13 protein-coding genes and 1 pseudogene are annotated in these 18132 nt (G+C 69.7%); 7 read left to right on the top strand and 7 right to left on the bottom strand.

The window, feature by feature from the left end; translation table 11 throughout:
* From ACWEOE_RS24710 to ACWEOE_RS24690, 5 genes are all read right to left on the bottom strand, one after another.
* Window positions 1-133 (bottom strand): transposase (locus tag ACWEOE_RS24710; RefSeq protein WP_452012852.1); only part of this gene is annotated, 133 nt, incomplete at its 3' end.
* A gap of 226 nt (window positions 134-359) precedes the next feature.
* Window positions 360-1583 (bottom strand): cell division protein DivIVA, encoded by a 1224-nt coding sequence (locus ACWEOE_RS24705; RefSeq protein WP_452012841.1) that lies wholly within the window; start codon window positions 1581-1583, stop codon window positions 360-362.
* A 121-nt stretch (window positions 1584-1704) separates the two neighbouring features.
* A complete protein-coding gene (locus ACWEOE_RS24700) occupies window positions 1705-3696 on the bottom strand; it encodes an SDR family oxidoreductase (RefSeq protein WP_452012839.1) in 1992 nt (663 codons plus the stop codon).
* Between the two features lie 270 nt (window positions 3697-3966).
* Window positions 3967-4674 carry a class F sortase gene (locus tag ACWEOE_RS24695; RefSeq protein ID WP_452012838.1) on the bottom strand — a complete coding sequence of 236 codons (708 nt, stop codon included), beginning with the start codon at window positions 4672-4674 and terminating at the stop codon, window positions 3967-3969.
* Between the two features lie 17 nt (window positions 4675-4691).
* Window positions 4692-6206 carry an MSCRAMM family protein gene (locus tag ACWEOE_RS24690; protein WP_452012837.1) on the bottom strand — a complete coding sequence of 505 codons (1515 nt, stop codon included), beginning with the start codon at window positions 6204-6206 and terminating at the stop codon, window positions 4692-4694.
* Window positions 6207-6537: 331 nt separating this feature from the next.
* Between ACWEOE_RS24690 and ACWEOE_RS24685 the strand changes: the two genes are divergently transcribed.
* Window positions 6538-7404: a Bax inhibitor-1/YccA family protein gene (locus ACWEOE_RS24685; RefSeq protein ID WP_452012836.1), complete on the top strand. Its 867-nt coding sequence runs from the start codon at window positions 6538-6540 to the stop codon at window positions 7402-7404.
* Between the two features lie 347 nt (window positions 7405-7751).
* Complete coding sequence (locus ACWEOE_RS24680; RefSeq protein WP_452012835.1) at window positions 7752-9308, top strand: DHA2 family efflux MFS transporter permease subunit; 1557 nt, start codon at window positions 7752-7754, stop codon at window positions 9306-9308.
* A 194-nt stretch (window positions 9309-9502) separates the two neighbouring features.
* On the opposite strand, the pseudogene ACWEOE_RS24675 reads toward ACWEOE_RS24680, so the two are convergent.
* Window positions 9503-10349 (bottom strand): annotated as a pseudogene (locus ACWEOE_RS24675) (IS30 family transposase); the annotation flags it as partial.
* Between the two features lie 294 nt (window positions 10350-10643).
* Window positions 10644-11864 carry an acetyl-CoA C-acetyltransferase gene (locus ACWEOE_RS24670; RefSeq protein ID WP_452012834.1) on the bottom strand — a complete coding sequence of 407 codons (1221 nt, stop codon included), beginning with the start codon at window positions 11862-11864 and terminating at the stop codon, window positions 10644-10646.
* A 125-nt stretch (window positions 11865-11989) separates the two neighbouring features.
* Between ACWEOE_RS24670 and ACWEOE_RS24665 the strand changes: the two genes are divergently transcribed.
* The 5 genes from ACWEOE_RS24665 to ACWEOE_RS24645 all read left to right on the top strand — a co-directional run bounded on the left by ACWEOE_RS24665 (window position 11990) and on the right by ACWEOE_RS24645 (window position 18130).
* Complete coding sequence (locus tag ACWEOE_RS24665) at window positions 11990-12925, top strand: pentapeptide repeat-containing protein (protein WP_452012833.1); 936 nt, start codon at window positions 11990-11992, stop codon at window positions 12923-12925.
* 75 nt (window positions 12926-13000) lie between these two features.
* Window positions 13001-14371 (top strand): cystathionine beta-synthase, encoded by a 1371-nt coding sequence (locus ACWEOE_RS24660; protein ID WP_452012832.1) that lies wholly within the window; start codon window positions 13001-13003, stop codon window positions 14369-14371.
* A gap of 215 nt (window positions 14372-14586) precedes the next feature.
* Window positions 14587-16158, top strand: a complete 1572-nt coding sequence (locus tag ACWEOE_RS24655; protein ID WP_452012831.1) for a hypothetical protein — start codon at window positions 14587-14589, stop codon at window positions 16156-16158.
* Between the two features lie 617 nt (window positions 16159-16775).
* Entirely contained in the window at window positions 16776-17303 is a 528-nt protein-coding gene (locus tag ACWEOE_RS24650) for a hypothetical protein (RefSeq protein ID WP_452012830.1), read from the top strand.
* A gap of 86 nt (window positions 17304-17389) precedes the next feature.
* The gene (locus tag ACWEOE_RS24645) at window positions 17390-18130 is read left to right on the top strand and encodes a hypothetical protein (RefSeq protein WP_452012828.1); all 741 of its coding nucleotides are present in this window, start codon (window positions 17390-17392) and stop codon (window positions 18128-18130) included.
* Window positions 18131-18132 lie beyond the last annotated feature (2 nt).

The following is an 18132-nucleotide window of genomic DNA, read 5'->3' as shown; positions in this document are numbered from 1 at the left end:
TCTTGGCCTTGAACAACATCCCGTTGATCACCCGACGATCATCCACCCGCGGACGGCCCTTCGCCCCCGACACCGGCAGCAACGGCTCGACCACCTGCCACTGCTCGTCAGTCAACTCATGCCTACGCACCACAACCCAAGATCAAAGCAGGTCGCACCGCCCACTTTGAGGGCAGGCCCTAGGGGGCGTCCACACGTCCAGTCTATCGGCGACCCCGACAAAACCCGCTGGTAGCAAGAGAATCGGGCCGTTCCTGTGGATAGGTGGCGTGCCTGTGGACAACTGCCGACCGGGGTTGACAGAAGACGAAAGGCCGCTTTCCCGAGTGGGGAAAGCGGCCTTTCGGTCGTGAATGGGGTCAGGCGGAGGGCTTGCCCGCTGCCTGGGTGACCGGCTTGGCTCCGTTGCCGTTGCCGTTGCCGTTGCCGTTGCCGTTGCCGTTGCCGTTGCCGTTCGCGGCAGCCGCAGAAGAAGCAGCCGACTCGGGAGCAGGCTTCACCGTGGGAGCCGGAGTGGTCGGAGAGTCGACCGAGACGACCGCCGGCTTCGGCTTCGGAGCGGGCGCAGGCTTGGCCGCCGCCACGGCAGGAGCAGGAGCAGCGCCCGGCTTGGCCGAAGCCGAAGCCGACGCAGCAGCCGAACCCGAACCCGAAGCAGCAGGATCATCCCCACCCACCAGCTTCGAAGCCGACGGGATCACCGACTCCGCCGGCAACGTCGCCAGCAGACTCTCACTGCTCTTCAGCACCTCATCCGCCATCGCCAGGTTCTTCCGCGCCTGCTCACGGATCTCCGCCAGCCGCTCGACCTTGCGGGTCGCCGCGGTGGTGCGTTGGGCGGCCTGGGTGGTGGCTTCGTCGAGGCGGCGCTTGGCTTCCGCGGTGGCCTCGTCGACGCGGCGCTTCGCCTCGGCCGTCGCTTCGGCGATGCGGCGTTCGGCCTGGTTCTTGCTGGCCGTGCGCTGGTCGGCGATCAGCTTTTCGTGCGCGGTGCGCTCGGCGGTGATCTTCGAGTCGAAGTCGCGCTCGATCTTGCGGCGTTTGCGCTCGGCTTCGTTGTCGAGGAGTTCCCGGCGTTGCGCCGCCTCGACGGTGAGCCGCTGGACCTCGGCGCGCGTCTCCTTGAGGGCCTCTTCGTGCTCGGAGTGCAGGGCCTCGGCCTGCTTGTCGAGCTCCGAGACCAGCCGCGTATAGCGCTCGCGCAGCTTCGTCGACGCCTCGGTGGACGAAGCCCAGTGCTTCTCGGCCGCCACCTGCGCGCGCTTCGTGATCTCGTCCGCACGCGCCTGGGCGAGCTGCACCGTGCGCTGCATGCGCTCGTCCAGGTCCTCGGGCCGCTCCGGCGGCTTCATCAGTTCCTCGACGCGGTTCTGCAGCTTCGTCACCTCGCCGCGCGCGGTCTCGAGTTCGCGCGAGAGCGTGGCGACCTGCGCGGCGGCCGCGTCGCGATCACTGAGGAGCCGGCGCAGCTGCGCCTCGATGTGATCGAGGTACTGGCGCACCTCGTTGCGGTCGAAGCCGTGCCAGGCTTGGGTGTACTCGCGCCGCAGGGGCAGGAGGCCGTTGTCTCGCTCGGGAACCATGGGCCCGACCGTACCCGCGCACATTGTGTCGTCGGCGTCAGGAGTGGTGATTCACCGCCACGTGTCGGGCCCTACCTGGTGATCGTCCCCTGAACGGCCTCACTCTCGAAACACACCGTGACTACCAGTGGAACCCGCGCGACAATCGGGCCAACGCCATCGCCGCCCGCGACAGGTGTTTCTCGCCACGGCCGATCTTGAGCTTCCCGGAGCCGCCGGCCGCCGTCGAGTCGGGGAAGATCCGGAAACCCTGGTACGCGATCGCGTCGGTGAGGCCCGGCGCGAGCGTGTACGTGAGCCCGATGGCCTGCCCCGCCGGCGTGCCGATGTGCTTGGGCCGCTCGATCAGCGCCTTCATCACCATGTCGGCCGCCTGCTCCGGCGACTTCGTGGGGAACGCGTCGTAGATCTTCGTCGGCCGGATCATCGGCGTGCGCACCAGCGGCATGTGGATCGTGGTGAACGTGATCCCGTCACCGTGCGTCTCGGTGGCGGCGATCCGCGAGAAGTAGTCGAGCGCGGCCTTCGACGCGGCGTACGCGGAGAACCGCGGCGCGATGCCCTGCACACCGATCGACGACACGTTGACGATGTGCCCGAACTTCCGCTCCGACATGTGCGGCAGCACCGCGAGGATCAGCCGCACGGCGCCGAAGTAGTTGATCGCCATCGCACGCTCGTAGTCGTGCATGCGGTCGTACGACAGCTTGATCGACCGGCGGATCGAGCGGCCCGCGTTGTTCACGAGCATGTCGATCCGGCCGTGCTCGGCCAGCATCGCGTCGACGGCCTTGTGCACCGAGTCCTCGTCGGTCAGGTCCGCCGGGTACACCGAAGCCGTGCCGCCGGCCGCGATGATCTCGTCGCGCACCTCTTCCAGCTCGTGCTGCCGCCGTGCCACGAGCAGCGGCACGCCACCCGCGGCCGCGACCTTCAGCGCGGTGGCGCGCCCGATGCCCGAGGACGCACCGGTGATGATCACGCGCCGCCCGTCGAGCTCACCGCGCGGGCCGTGTTTGCGGGCGCGGAACGGGTCGAGGTGCTCGCGCCAGTAGCGCCACAGCGTGGCCGCGTAGTCGTCGAGCCGCGGCACCTCCACGCCCGTGCCCGCCAGCGCCTTGCGCGTCTCGGTCGATGCGAACACCGACGGGAACGCCATCGTCTCCAGCAGCACCGGCGGGATGCCGAGCCGCTCCAGCACGGCGTCACGCGCGATCGTGAAGCCCGGGATGTGCTCGCTGAGCTTCACCAGCCCGATGAGCCCCTTCGAGACGCCATCGCCCAGCTGCACCGTGATCGTCGGCGCGCCCGCGGACCGCGCGAACGCGTTGTACACCGACACCACCGGCTGCGGCTCGGGATTCACGAGGTGGAAGGCCCGGCCGTCGAGGCCCGGCGTGGTCACCAGTTCCAGGAGCGCCTTGGCCACGTAGTCGACCGGCACCACGTTGGTGTCGCCGAGGTCCGGGCCGACGATCGGCACGTCGGGCAGCCCGGCGAGCTTGCTGATGGCGGGGAAGAGGTAGTACGGGCCGTCGATCTTGTCCATCTCGCCGGTCGTCGAGTCCCCGACCACCACGGCCGGCCGGTACACGCGCCACGGCACCTCGTGCTGCTCGCGCACCAGCTTCTCGGCCTCGAACTTCGTGCGGTGGTACGGCGTGATCAGCCGCTGCCCGACGTCGAACATGTCCTCGGTGAACAGACCCTCGTGATCACCGGCGACGGCCACCGACGACACGTGGTGCAGCGCGCCGGCACGCAGGTCCGCGGCGAGGTCGACGACGTGCTGCGTACCGTCCACATTGGCCTTGATGCTGGTCTCGTCGTCGGCGGTGAGGTCGTAGAGGGCGGCCAGGTGGACCACGTGGTCCACACCACGCAGGGCGTCGCGGTCCTCGTCGGACACGCCGAGCATCGGCTCGCCGAGGTCACCGGTCACGAGCGTCACACGCTCCGCGTGCGGCCACCCGTCGACCAGCTTCGCGAGCTTTTCCCTCGACGACGCGCGCACCACGAGGGCGACGCGGTCCGCGTCCGGCCGCATGAGCAGCAACCGGGTGAACTGGCGGCCGATCAACCCGGTCGCACCCGTCACCAAGAACGTCGCCATCGCCATCACCCTCCGCCGTTCACCGCTGGACCTGTGCGCATTCTGCTGCATGGAAGCCACGCTGACCACAGCGTGCGGGAGTGATGTTACTCGCTAGTAACTTGACGCTCGACGGGGGTCCCACAGGTCGGAGCGGCATTTTTTCGGAGGCGACGCCTTGCCCAGTGGTATGAATCTGCCGTTCGCGCGGCCGTTCACCGGTGCGAACGGTCCCCTCGTGCCACGGCAAGACTGCACGCCGATGCGCGGCGTGCGGGAGAAAGAGGCAACTCAGGCCGGATCCGCGATCACGACCCGGTTCTCCTCGTACCCGTCGGCCCCGCCGACCCACCGGCCGCCGCACGTCACGAGCACCACGCGGTGCGGCCCCGCCTGGCCGAACAGGTCGTCGGCCCGGGCGGGCAGGTCGTCCTTGTGCACGGTGACCAGCTGCGAGATCCGGTACTTCGACGTCTTCCCGGCACTGTCCACGATGGTCACTTCACCGCCGATGTGCTCGTTCCACAGCTCGGCGAACGGGCCCGTGGCGCCCTTCCAGTTCACGTGCCCGGCGAACACGCTCGCTCCGCTGACCGCGTCGAGCGCCGCGCCCCACCAGGCGGCTTGCCCGATGTTCGACGGCACCGGCAGCGTGTTGCCCGGACCGAGGTCCTGGCGCACCATCGCGGCCGTCCCGCCGTCGGGCAGCCGCAGCGTGCCCGGCTGCTGGGGCGGCGGCTGCTTGTGCTCGACCGGCGCGGCGGGCGGCGGCGCGACCGAGGACGAGGGCGGCGGCGCCGAAGAAGAAACCGGCGGAGCCGAAGAAGACGGTGCCACCGACGGCGGACGCAACCCCGCGAGGGCGGCGGCGGCCGGCTGCGCGCTGCCGGCCACCACCGCCATCGGGGGTGCACTGATCACGACGGTGGCGAGCTCCACCACGAGAACACTCGCCGCGCCGAGGACGAAACCGGTGATCAACCGGCTCTTGCGTGCCATACCCGTACCGCTCTCACTTACCTCCGGGACGCCCGCCGAGCGGCGAACCCGACCAGACCCGAACCGATGAGCACGAGCGCCGCGAGGCCGGCCAGCCCCGGCGTGGAGAAGCTCGTCTCGACGGCACCCTTCGCCAGCGCCACCGGCTGGTCGCCCGCGGGGATCGCGTGCGGCACCTCGTTCGGTGTGTTGGCGATGGAGAGCGCCAGTGTGTCGCCCGGCTTCAGCGAGCCGCACACCGAGGGCGGGTTCTTGGGGTCGAACGCGTTCTCGTACCCCGGCGGCGCCTTCACCTCGACGACGCAGATGTCCTGCGGTGCCAACAGGTTGTCGACGGTCACCGCGCCGGTGTCGCCGGCGGTGGTGACCACCACGGGCTGTCCGTCGGGGCCGTTGAGCGGCTTGCCGTCCTGCCCGGTGGCGGCGGTCTTCTTGTCCTTGCCGGTGATCCGCAGGGTCGCGCCGCCGATGCCCTTGCCCGTCTTCGCGTCCTTCTTGGTCACCTGGACCTTGGCCGGCTTCGCGACGGCGACGACGCCCTCGGCGGTCAGCGTCTTCTCACCGCCGGTCGACACCACGTTCTGGATCCCGGTGTTCACCGGGTTCTGCACGTACGGCCGGTCGGCCGGCGCGGACAGCGAGGCCGAGAGCTTCGGCTGCTCGCCGGTCGGCAAGAGCTTCACGGAGACGGTGCCGTCGGCGCCGGTCTTGAGCGTGGTCTCGGTCTGCGCGCCCTGCACGGTGGCGCTGCCGCCGGCCGAGTCGGACGCCTGAGCGGCGTCGGTGTCGTTCCCGGCGTCGCCGGTCGAGATCGTCGCGTCGGCGGCGTCGAGCTTGACCGCGACGTCCGGCACGCCGGTGCCCTTGGCGTTCTTCACGGTGACCGTCCAGGCCGCCGCGGTGCCGAGGTGCTGGTCGTCCTTGGGCGGGGTGACCGACGCGGTCCACGGGCCGCGGTTGGCCTCGGCGTCGGCGGTGAGCTTGGCGACGTCGTCGTAGGCGACCTCGCCGTTGCCCGGCAGGTCCTTCAGGCCCTGCAGGTGCATGTCGATGTCGTAGCCGATCTTGTCGGCCGGCAGCGCCTGGTTGAGGTCGTCGTGCCCGGGCCGCGGGGCCGAGGTCCACGAGTGCAGCAGGTGCGCGAGCGCGGCAGCGGTGTTGGCGTCGTCCGTGTCGGCGTAGCGCAGCAACAGGTAGGAGATGTCGGCCGCCTTGTCGGCGGGGATCTCGTCGCCCCACTTGGTGAGCAGCTTGTCGCCGGGCTTGTACTTCTCGGCCGAGTCAGGCGCCTTCAGCTGGAAGCTGACGCAGAACACCTTCTTGCCGTTGACCAGGTAGGACCCGAGCCAGTTCGGGCTGTGGTCCTTGTTGTCGAACCGTTGGCCCGGCACGAACTGCCCGACGCCGTGCTGGCTCGCGGCGTCGGCCGGTGTCGTGGCGACGACGGTGAGGGAGAGTGCGCCGAGCACGGCCGTGGCGACCAGACCGGCGGCCGCGCGCAGGCGAGCGCGCGGGCGTGAAGACCACCCCATGGTGTGTTGACTCCTTCAACAGGCTCTGCCGTGACGCCTCTGCGTCGACGCAGGTCACACGATCGAACAACTCCCCGACACGCCTTCGGTCACATTCCGAACACGCGAAGTGAAGGTTCGCGGTTGATCACCCGGATTGTCTAGGGGCCATCGGGTGACCTGCGGTGAACGGTCGTGATCTCGGTCGCATACGGTGTACACCGGCGCGGGCCGGGCCACCTGATCGGACAAAAGGGTAAAGTTGTCTTTACTCGACGGTCTCGACGGGAACCACCAGGCCCGAGCGGTCGTTGAACCCGATGCAAGGTGCCAGCAGATCCAGGAGGATCAGGTGCGTTCCAGTAGCAACCCGGCGTTCCGCAACCTGTCCCGCGGTTCGGCCGCTTCAGGGCAGTACGGGCCGAATGTCGGCTTCGATCAGCGGCCTTACGGCACGCCGCAGGGCCAGGGCGGCGTGCCCGGCTACGGCCCGGGCCAGGTGGCCGCCGGGTCGGCCGACCGTCCGATGACGGTCGACGACGTCGTCGTCAAGACCGGTCTTTCGCTGGGCACCGCGCTGGTGTTCGGCGTCGTCACGACCATCTGGGCCCAGAACCAGCTCGTCACCGACGCGCTCGGCCGCGTCACCGGCATGAACGGTGCGCTGCTCGGTGCGCTGTTCGGCGGCTTGATCGTCGGGCTCGTGCTGTCGCTCGTGATCATCTTCGGGCAGAAGGCGAGCGGACCGCTCACGCTGGCCTACTCGGCCGCCGAGGGTATTTTCCTCGGTGCGCTCAGCGGGCTGTTCGAGCTGCTCTACCCGGGGATCGCGCTGCAGGCGCTGATCGGTACGGCGGGTGTCTTCATCGCGATGCTGGTGGTCTACAAGACCGGCGCCGTGAAGGTCACGCCGAAGCTGACCAAGTGGATCGTCGGCGCCGTCGGCGGTGTCGTGGTCCTGATGCTGGTCAACCTCGTCACGGCGTTGTTCTTCGGCTTCAACCCGCTGCGCGACGGCGGCCCGATCGCGATCATCTTCAGCCTCGTGGTCATCGGCATCGCGGCGTTCAGCTTCCTGCTCGACTTCGACCAGGCCGACCGCATGATCCGGTCGGGCATGCCCGCCAAGTGGGCGTGGTTCGCGGCCTTCGGCCTCATGACCACGCTGGTGTGGCTGTACCTCGAGATCCTGCGGCTGTTGTCCTACCTGCGCGACTGACGTTCGCGCAGGACTCCCGAGAAGGCGCTCCGTGTAACTACGGGGCGCCTTTTCTGTGTACGCGTTCTGTACGCCTATAGAAATGCGCCTTCGTGCAACGGAGCGCGTACGCAGAGTGCGGTCGCTGGGCCGAATTCCTGGTGCATCAGTGCAGGTGGAGGACTTTCCGCGAGCGGGTCGAGAACGCGAAAAGTCGCCTCTGCTGTGCTCCGGGCGAAATCGATGGCTTTTTGTCGGTGCCGTCCTCTAACCTCGACGACGTCACGCTAGGGGGACCCCGCGGATCAGACTTCACCGCGCTGGGCTTGCGGGCTTTTTCGCTCTCGACGATGGGGATGGTCCACCGCATGTCCGCACAACCGAGTCCGGCCGCGCCGGGCGCCGCCGGGCTCGACGACAAACTCGACCGCGGCGTGCTCAAGATCGCCTCCGTCGTGGTGCTGGGCGCCATCATGGCGATCCTCGACACCACGGTCGTCAACGTGGCGCTGCAGAAGCTCACGATCCAGTTCGGCACGTCGTTCGACACGATCCAGTGGGTCGCCACGGGCTACATGCTGGCGCTGGCCACGGTCATCCCGGTCACGGGCTGGGCGTCGGACCGCTTCGGCACCAAGCGCTTGTACCTGCTGGCGATCGGCACGTTCCTCATCGGGTCGATGCTCGCGGGGCTGGCGTGGAACGTCGAATCGCTGATCATCTTCCGCGTCCTGCAGGGGCTCGGCGGCGGCATGCTGATGCCCGCCGGTATGACGATCCTCACGCGCACGGCGGGTCCGCAGCGCATCGGCCGCGTGATGTCCGTGCTCGGTGTGCCGATGCTGCTGGGCCCGATCTGCGGCCCGATCCTCGGCGGCTGGCTGGTCGACTCCGTGAGCTGGCGGTGGATCTTCTACATCAACGTGCCGATCGGAGTGATCGCGTTCCTGCTCGCGCTGCGCCTGCTGCCGAAGGACCAGGCGACCAAGTCCGGCCGCTTCGACTTCGCCGGCCTGCTGATGGTGTCGCCGGGCCTCGCGGCGCTGATCTTCGGCGTCTCGCGCATCCCGTCCACGGGCACGGTCACCGCCGTCGAGGTGTGGCTGCCGGCCGTGGCGGGCATCGTGCTGCTGGTGAGCTTCGTGCTGCGCGCGCTGCGCGTGGCGAACCCGCTGATGGACCTGGGCCTGTTCAAGAACCGGGCGTTCTCGGTCTCGATGATCACGCTTTCGGTGTTCTGCATGGGTTTCTTCGGCGCGATGCTGTTGCTGCCCACGTACTTCACGCTGGTCCGCGGCGAGTCCGCCCTGCACGCGGGCCTGCTGCTCGCCCCGCAGGGCTTCGGCGCGATGATCGCCATGCCGTTCACCGGCCGCCTGGCCGACAAGATCGCCGCCCGCCGCATCGTGCTGCCCGGCCTGCTGCTGATCGTGGTCGGCATGATCCCGTTCACTCAGGTCACGTCCACGACGCCGTACGGCTTGCTGCTCTCGGCCGCGTTCGTGATGGGCCTGGGCATGGGCTGCACGATGATGCCCATCACGTCGGCCGCCCTGCAGACCCTGCGCTCCGAGGACATGGCCAAGGCCTCCACGACCACGAGCATCCTGCAGCAGACCTCGGGCGCCATCGGCTCCGCGGTGATGTCCATCGTCCTCGCGGCACTGCTCGGCTCCCGCTTCGGCGTCCCGACCAGCCAGGGCCAACTGGCGGCCACCGTGGCCACCCTGAACCCCGCCACGCACACCGCCGCGGCGGCCCTGGCCGCCGGCGCCTTCGCGACGCCCTTCCTGATCGCCACGGTGATCCTGGCCGTGTGCCTGGTGCCCGCCGCGTTCTTGCCGAACCGCCGCTTCCTCCCGACGCCACCCCCATCCGGCTCGGCCGACACGGCTGCTCCGGTACCGGCGGCGCCGCTGCACTGAGGGACTGGGTTTCGCCGGGGGAGGCTGCTCGCGTTTCGCCACGCGGGCAGCCCTTCTACCAGACGTCGGCTTCGGCGGGTCGTCTTGCGCCTCACCGTGGATCTCAGCTGAATCCTGTTGTGGCGCCGGGTTTTGCCTTCATCGACGCTTCCCGCTCTGCCGCTGTCCGGCGGCACGCTCGGAACAACACAAGCGCCCTCGGCGACCTGCCGGGGGCGCTTTGCTTGGGCTCTCCAGACTCCAGGCTGCCTTCTGGCTGGTGTGAGGAGGTTAGCGAGACGCTCGGCGCTGTGGACCGACAGGTCGGTCCCTTGGAGAAAGTACTGGCGCAGCAGGCCGTTGGTGTCTCGTTCGTACGGCGCTGCCAGGGCGAGTGTGGATCGCAAACGTAGACCGGCAGGTCAACCGCCGGGGAGAACTGGTGGTGCAGCCCCATTTCCGAGCCTTGGTCCCAGGTCAGTGATCGCTTCAACTCCGTCGGCAACCGGCCATGGTGGCGGCCAGGGCGTCACGAACGGTCTCGGCGGTCCGGTCGCCGGGCAGATGAACGAGCAGAACGTAGCGGGTCGCGCGTTCGACCAGGGTGCCGATCTGAGACTGCTGGTCCTTGCCGATGATCAGGTCTCCTTCCCAGTGCCCGGTAACGGCCCTGTCCTTGGCCTCGGCCGGCCGGTCGCTGATGATCACCATGGGCGCGGTGAACCGGGGTTGTCGCTGGTCAGGACGCTTGTGTGGCATGCGGTGAGCGTGGCCCGTCCGCAAGGCCCAGGTGAGCTCGCGGCGCAGCTCGCCACGGCCTTGGACATAGAGGGCCTGGTAGATCGTCTCGTGGGACACCTGCATCTCCGGCCGGTCGGGAAACCCCCGCCGCAGGCTGTGACTGATCTGCTCCGAGCTCCACTCCAGCCCGAGCCACTGCTGCACGACCGCACGCAATGGCGGACACGCCGCGATTTTCCCGCCCTTCGGCCGTGCCTGGCGGGCATCGGCACGAGCCTTCGCAGCGTGTGGCCGGTAGCCGCCGCTGACCGGATGGGAATTCCGGCTGGGGGCTGCCCAGTTCCAGTCTACCGAGGTCAGGCGCCGGCAAACGGCCTACGGCGAATCTGTGGACAACTCGAGATCGGCTGGACTGGCTGTGGATAACTCGGCGGATGGCCTCGGCCGTCGAATCGCGCGCAAGGAAGGACCGACCCACCGCTCCGAGCTAACGGACGAGAAGCCCGTCTCGGCACGTAGCGCCAGTGCGCAACGCACGCCACCGCACAAAAAGTCCGCCCACAAAGAAAGGGGGCCGCCCACGATCCCCGCGAGCGGCCCCAATCCCCACCTACCTCAAGAAAGCCGCTCCAACACCATCGCCATCCCCTGCCCGCCACCGACGCACATCGTCTCCAGCCCGAACTGCTTGTCGTGGTGCTGCAGCGAATTGATCAACGTCGACGTGATCCGCGCCCCCGTCATCCCGAACGGGTGCCCCACCGCGATCGCCCCACCGTTCACGTTCAGCCGGTCCAGGTCGATGCCCAGGTCGCGGTAGGAAGGAATCACCTGCGCCGCGAAAGCCTCGTTGATCTCCACCAGGTCGATGTCCGAAATGGACAGACCCGCCCGCGACAGGGCTTGCTTCGAAGCCTCCACCGGCCCGTAGCCCATGATCTCCGGCGAAAGCCCCGTGACGCCCGTCGACACGATGCGGGCCAGTGGCGTGAGGCCGAGCTCCCGCGCCTTGGTGTCGGACATGACGATCACGGCGGCGGCGCCGTCGTTGAGGGGGCAGCAGTTGCCGGCGGTGACGCGGCCGTCCGGGCGGAACACGGGCTTCAGGCCGGAGACGCCCTCGAGCGTCACACCGGCGCGGGGGCCGTCGTCCTTGGACACGACCGTGCCGTCGGGGAGGGTGACCGGGGTGATGTCCTTGGCCCAGAAGCCATCCGCGATGGCCTTCTCCGCGAGGTTCTGCGAGCGCACGCCGAACTCGTCCATCTCCACGCGGGTGATGCCCTTGAGACGCGCGAGGTTCTCGGCGGTCTGGCCCATGGCGATGTAGACGTCCGGCACGAGCCCGTCACCCCGGGGGTCGGTCCAGGTGTCCGTGCCCGACTCCGCGGTGGCCTTGGTGCGCGACTCGGCCTCGGTGAACAGCGGGTTGTGCGTGTCCGGCCAGGAGTCCGAGCTGCCCTTCGCGAAGCGCGACACGGTCTCGACACCCGCGGAGATGAACACGTCACCCTCGCCGGCCTTGATCGCGTGCATCGCCATGCGGGTGGTCTGGAGGCTGGAGGAGCAGTACCGCGTGATGGTGCAGCCGGGCAGGTGGTCGTAACCGAGCTCGACGGCCACGGCGCGGCCCATGTTGAACCCGGACTCGCCGCCGGGCAGGCCGCAGCCGAGCATCAGGTCGTCGATGTCGGCGGGGTCGAGCTGCGGCACCTTGGCGAGCGCGGCCTGGATCATCTGCACGGTGAGGTCGTCCGGGCGCATGCTGACCAGCGAACCCTTGGCCGCGCGGCCGATCGGGGAGCGGGCGGTGGAGACGATGACGGCTTCGGGCATGTCGTGACACTTCCTCGGGTCGATGGCGCGAGCTAAGCGGTTGCTCACCATAGTGCCGCGTGTCCCGCCTCCCGCAAAGCCGAAGGCGACGCGGACCACTATCGGGCACTGGCAGGATCTCCTCCGTGACGAACCGGAGCCGCGCCCTGCGCACGCGGACCATCCTCTGGTGGGGCGGCGGTCTGATCGTGGTCGCCGCCGCGGCCGCCGTGCTGCTGCTGACCACGCTCGGTGGCGGCAGCCCGCAGGACTCCGCCCGGCTCGACGCGCTGCGCACCGCCGCGAACGTCGTCGTCGGCACCGGCGGCGCGGCCGCCCTGCTGCTGGCCGCGCGCCGGCAGCGGTCGACCGAGCTCGACCTGGAACAGAAGGACCACGACGCGACCCAGCGCCGCTTCACCGACGCCTACAGCAAGGCCGCCGACCAGCTCGGCAGCGACAAGGCGCCCGTCCGCTTCGCCGGCATCTACGCACTCGAACGCCTCGCGCAGGGGCACCCGCCGCAGCGCCAGACGATCGTCAACGTGCTGTGCGCGTACCTGCGGATGCCCTACGACCCCGAGGACGAAGGCGCCGACAACCGCCAGGAGACCGAGGTCCGCGCCGCCGCGCAGCGCGTGCTGTGCCTGCACCTGCGACCCGGCCAGAACGAGGACAACGGCATGTTCTGGTCCGACATCGACCTCGACTTCTCCGGCGCCAAGCTCGCCCGCCTCTCGCTCACGCACTGCCGGATCCGCTCGATCTCCTGCTACGGCACCGCGTTCTACTCCCTCGCCGAGTTCCGCGGCACCGAGTTCACGAGCAAGGCCGAGTTCCCGCAGGCCCGCTTCCTCGGCCTCGCCGACTTCCGGGGCGCGGTGTTCGGCGGGACCGGCGACACGTTCACGGGCGCGGCCTTCGAAGGCCCGTCGCTCTTCGGCGACCGCGTGATGGCGCGTCTGCTCGGCGCGACCACCCGCACCGACGTCGAACGCAGCTGGCCGCCGGGCTGGATCGAGAAGCCCGTCGACGGATGGGGTGACTGGGCGGCCCTCGTGCTCGACGAGGCCGTGGCCTGAGTGGACAGCGCAGGCCCGGCGTTTAGGCTGGGTCTCGCCGCCGAGATCCGGCGGCGGAAGGGCAGGAGCGCAGTCGTGGAGTACGCCGAGCACATCGTCGACCTCGTGGGGAACACCCCGCTGGTCAAGCTGAACTCCCTCACCAAGGGGCTCAAGCCGCTGGTGCTCGCGAAGGTCGAGTACGTGAACCCGGGCGGCAGCGTGAAGGACCGCATCGCCCTGCGGATGATCGAGGCCGCCGAGGCGTCGGGCGCGCTCAAGCCGGGTGGCACGATCGTGGAGCCGACCTCGGGCAACACCGGCGTCGGCCTGGCGATGGTCGCGCAGCGCCGCGGCTACAAGTGCGTGTTCGTCTGCCCCGACAAGGTGAGCGAGGACAAGCGCAACGTGCTGCGCGCGTACGGCGCCCGCGTCGTCGTGTGCCCGACCGCCGTGCCGCCCGAGCACCCCGACTCGTACTACAACGTCTCCGACCGCCTCGTCCGCGAGATCGACGGCGCGTGGAAGCCCAACCAGTACGCCAACCCCGCCAACCCGGAGAGCCACTACCTCTCCACCGGCCCCGAGATCTGGAAGCAGACCGACGGGAAGATCACGCACTTCGTCGCGGGTGTCGGCACGGGCGGCACGATCTCCGGCACCGGCCGCTTCCTCAAGGAGGCGAGCGACGGCCGCGTGCAGGTCGTCGGCGCCGACCCCGAGGGCTCCGTCTACTCCGGCGGCACCGGCCGGCCGTACCTGGTCGAGGGCGTCGGCGAGGACTTCTGGCCCGAGACCTACGACCGCGACGTCGCCGACCGCATCATCGCGGTGTCCGACGCGCACTCGTTCGACACGACCCGCCGGCTCGCGCTGGAAGAGGGCCTGCTGGTCGGCGGCTCGTGCGGCATGGCCGTGGCCGCCGCGCTGAAGCTCGCCGAGGGCCTCACCGAGGACGACGTCGTGGTGGTCCTGCTGCCCGACGGCGGCCGCGGCTACCTCACCAAGGTTTTCAACGACGACTGGATGTCGTCCTACGGCTTCCTCCCGCCCGACTCCTCGGGCGCGACGGTCGGCGACGTGCTCACCAAGAAGCGCGGCTCGCTGCCCAGCCTCGTGCACTCGCACCCGAACGAGACTGTGGCCGAGGCCGTCGCGATCCTGTCGGAGTTCGGCGTGAGCCAGATGCCCGTGGTCAGCGCGGAGCCGCCGGTGATGGCCGCCGAGGTCGTGGGTGCGGTCAACGAGCGCGACCTGCTCGACGCCCTGTTCACCGGGAAAGCACAGCTCGCCGACCGGCTCGAGACGCACATGTCGCCGCCGCTGCCCACGATCGGCGCCGGCGAGCAGGTGAGCTCGGCGATGAAGGCTCTCAAAGGTGCGGACGGCGCGCTCGTGCTGATCGACGGCAAGCCCGCGGGCGTCGTCACCAGGCACGATCTGCTGGGCTTCCTGGCCGGGCGGTAACTGGCGACGCTGCGCTGTCGGTTGTCGATCCGACCACAGCCACGGCGGAACGCTTGCCGGACGGGGCAACCTCCGGTCGGTTTCCCGCCTGTCTCTGGTCGGATCGATAAATCGGCAAAGCGGGACGGGGCGTTCCAAGCGCCCTGACCCGCTATCCGATAGCGTGGGCGCGATAGAACTTTTTCGCGTCCTCGTCAAGGGGGTTCAAGACCCACATGAGTGCTCCGCAGCCACCGAGCCAGCCCGGGGACGGCGGCGAGCAGCCGCCGCAGGGCCCACCGAGCGGACCCACACCTCAGCAGGACAGTCCTTTCGGCGCGTCGGAGCCGACCCAGGTGGTCCAGCCGGGCCAGCCGTACTCGCAGGCCTCGCCGTCTTCGGGCGAGGGTGGCCTGTTCGGCGAAGCCCCCGAGCCCACGCAGGTCGTGCGGCCCGGTGACGCGAGCTCGGCCGGCGAAAGCCACTTCGGCGCCGAGTCGACGCAGCTCGTCCCGCCCGGCTCGCAGCCGCCGGCCATCCCGTACGCCCCGCCGCCGAGCGCGGCCGACAACCCCTCCGCCATGGGCGGCGGGTTCGGCCAGCAGGGCTTCGGGGGCCAGCCGAGCGCGCCCGGTGGCTTCGGCCAGCCGGGGCAGCCAGGTCAGCCGGGCCAGCCGCAGGGCTTCGGTGCCCCGGGTGGGTTCGACGGGGGCCAGGGTGCCTTCGGCGCACCGCCGCAGGGTGGCTTCGGCCAGCCGGGCCAGCCTCAGCCGGGTGGTTTCGGAGCGCCGCCGGCCTTCGGTGCCCCGCCCGCCGCGTCCGGTGGCGGCAACAGCATGTACGGCTTCATCGCCGGTGGTGTCGTGGCGCTGCTGGGTGTGCTGTCGCTGATCTGGTCGTTCCTGTACATGGGCGACGCGAGCGACTACTCGTCCAGCCTGGACCAGGCCCGCCAGACGCTCAGCGACGACAAGATCAACGACCTGCTGAGCCAGTCGGGCATCGCCTCGCCGGGCGCCATCTGGTTTTACGTGATCATGGTCCTGGTGGGCGCGATCATCTCCATCGCCGGCGGCGCGGGCCTGATCCTGGCCGGCCGCCTCGGCGGTGGGCTCAAGAAGATCGTGCCGATCGTCGTCGCCGTGGGCGGCGTGCTGGTCGGGCTGTTCGGCATCCTCCTCATCTCCGGCACCACCCCGAACCAGGCGGCCACGGGGGGCAGCGCCGGCGGCGACAGCATCGGGATGCCGACCCTCATCTTCGGCATCCTGATCTTCATCGTCGGCCTGCTCGGCCTCATCCCGCCCACCGCCCAGTTCGTCGGCCTCGGCGGCGGCTCCGCCGGTGGCGGCTTCGGCGGCCCGGGCCAGCCGGGTGGCTTCGGCCAACCCGGTCCCTTCGGGCAGCCCGGATTCGGCCAGCCCGGGTTCGGCGGTCAGCCCGGCCAGCCGGGTCAGCCCGGCTTCGGCGACCAGGGCCAGCCCCCGTTCGGCCAGCCCGGCTTCGGCCAGCCCCCGGCACAGAACCCCGCCAGCGGCGGCTTCCCCCAACCCGGTCAGCCCCAGTCCGGCTACGGCCAGCCCCCTCAGCCCGGCTACGGCCAGCCCGCCGACCAGCCCGGCAGCGGCGGCTTCCCCCAGCCCGGCCAGCCCCAGCCCGGCTACGGCCAGCAGCCCCCTCCGGGCTACGGCCCGCCCCCCGGGTACGGCCCCCCGCCGGGTCAGCCGGGTCAGCAGCCGCCTCCGGGCTACGGCCAGCCCGGGCAGCAGCCGCCGCCCCAGGGCTACGGCCAGCCGCCCCAGTGGTGACCGCCTGAGTCACTCGTGAAGGGCCCCTTCGGTGCCAGACATCGAAGGGGCCCTTTGCCGTCCACGCCCTCCCGCCCCGACCCGAATGCCGTTCGCTGCGACAGACCGGCCTTGCCGTCGACGGTCGGCGTCGTCGCGTTCCGGGACCAACCTGGACCACGATTCGGTGTTGGAGTCCAGATCGGCGGTTGCCGGCGTGACCAGTCAGGGCGGGGCCATCAAGAACCCGTCAGGGGATAGCCACCGTTTGCGGCCGGATCGAACTCGCACCGCGATCACCGGGAACTGCCGAACAACACGTCGCCGCAGCCGAACTCGGTGAATACCGCTCGGTATTGCGGTCCGCGCGGGCAAGCCGAGCCGAAGCGTCGGGGTCAGGCACTTTTCCGACGTCACCGCAAGCCCGATCCCCGACTGTCACCCACACAGCGGATCTTTGCGGAAAATTGAGAAATGCTGTCTTTCAGTAACATCCACTTCCCTGATCTTGACTCAATACCGAACCTGGGCGAAACGGGCACCCATTCTTCATCGCTTCACCATTTCTCGTCCATGATCGCCTTTTACGGGCTAGGGTGAGCCGTTCGTTTTCGCCTTCGACCTGAGGGGGAGCAGAGTTGAGCGGCCCGTACGGATCTCCAGCGCGCCAGCGGCCCGGTGCCGCGCACGCGGAACCGCCGGCGCACCGGGGCCGCCCGTCGGGGGTCACGGCGGTGGTGGCCGCTCTGCTGGGGCTCGTGGCGGCGGGGGCGGCGGGCTACGTGCCGGTGACGTCGTTCATCGACATCCCTTCGGGGTTCAGCCTCGGCGACCTTCCGGTGTGGACACTCGTGGACCTCGGGGCGTACCTGGGCGCCGGGCTGCTCCTGCTTTTCGGCGCGCTCGGCACGATCTTCCGCTCCACCGCGGGTGCTGTGCTGCTGATCCTCGGCGCGCTGATCGCCCTCGGCGCGATCCTGCTGGAGCCCACGCTCGGCAACGGCGGCTACGCGGCCTACTTCGAGGTCGTCTTCGGGCTGAACGCGTTCGCGGACGTCGACCGGGCCGTGCTGATGGTGCTCGCGCCGCTCGTGCTGGTGCTGGCGGCGCTGCGTCCCACGTTCTCCTACCTCAGGTACCGGACACACGCGCCCGGACAGTGGTGATTTTCGCCCCGGAACCGCCGCCGACCTGGCACGATACGAGCACATCTCCCCGCAGCCGGTGGGGGCCGGAATCCCGAGGAACTTTCGTGAGCTATCCCCAGAACCCTGGGCAGGGGCAGAGTCCGCAGCAGCCGTACGGGCAGAACCCCCAGCAGCCGTACTCCGGTCCGCAGCCCGTGCCGGGCCAGCAACCCTACGGGCAGCAGCAGTACGGCCAGCCGTACACCGGTCCACAGCAGGTGCCGGGGCAGCCGTACGGGCAGCCTGGCCAGTACCCGCAGCAGTACGGCCAGCCGTTCCCCGCGTACCCGGGCGGCCCGGGCACCATGCAGCAGAAGCCGGGCGGCGGTACCGCGATCACCACGGCGGTGCTGGCGATCCTGGGTGGGGTCGTCGCGCTGATCGGGGTGGTCGGTTCGATCATCGGGCTGACGGCGCTGCGCGGCGACACCGTCCTCTTCGTGATCACGCTGATGGTCGACCTCGCGATGGCCGGGCTGCTGATCTACGGCGGAATCGCGCTGCTCACGCACAAGCCCGTGGGCCGGATGTGCGTGATCATCGGCTGCGGCGTGGCGATCGTCTTCAGCATCGTGTCGCTGATCCTCAATGCGGCCGGCGCCGGGGCGCTGGGGGATCTGGGCGCGTCGGGCCGGTACCTGGGCGCGGGCATCGCAGGCGCCATCATCGGGCTCATCCCGCCGATCGTGACGCTCGTGCTCGCGATCGTGAAGCCAACCCAGCTCTGGGTCGGCATCGGCAGCGCGCCGCAGCAGCAGTACCCGGGCGGTTACTCCCCGCAGCAGGGTGGCCCGCAGGGCTGGTGACG

The organism is Amycolatopsis sp. NPDC004368 (assembly GCF_053602515.1).
This window is presented reverse-complemented; position numbering and strand designations above follow the sequence as displayed.

What these genes read in the sequence shown, in the direction of transcription:
- ACWEOE_RS24705 (WP_452012841.1), bottom strand. Translation starts at nt 1,583, where the DNA reads ATGGTTCCCGAGCGAGACAACGGCCTCCTGCCCCTGCGGCGCGAGTAC.
- ACWEOE_RS24700 (WP_452012839.1), bottom strand. Translation starts at nt 3,696, where the DNA reads ATGGCGACGTTCTTGGTGACGGGTGCGACCGGGTTGATCGGCCGCCAG.
- ACWEOE_RS24670 (WP_452012834.1), bottom strand. Translation starts at nt 11,864, where the DNA reads ATGCCCGAAGCCGTCATCGTCTCCACCGCCCGCTCCCCGATCGGCCGC.
- ACWEOE_RS24680 (WP_452012835.1), top strand. Translation starts at nt 7,752, where the DNA reads ATGTCCGCACAACCGAGTCCGGCCGCGCCGGGCGCCGCCGGGCTCGAC.
- ACWEOE_RS24655 (WP_452012831.1), top strand. Translation starts at nt 14,587, where the DNA reads ATGAGTGCTCCGCAGCCACCGAGCCAGCCCGGGGACGGCGGCGAGCAG.
- ACWEOE_RS24695 (WP_452012838.1), bottom strand. Translation starts at nt 4,674, where the DNA reads ATGGCACGCAAGAGCCGGTTGATCACCGGTTTCGTCCTCGGCGCGGCG.
- ACWEOE_RS24690 (WP_452012837.1), bottom strand. Translation starts at nt 6,206, where the DNA reads ATGGGGTGGTCTTCACGCCCGCGCGCTCGCCTGCGCGCGGCCGCCGGT.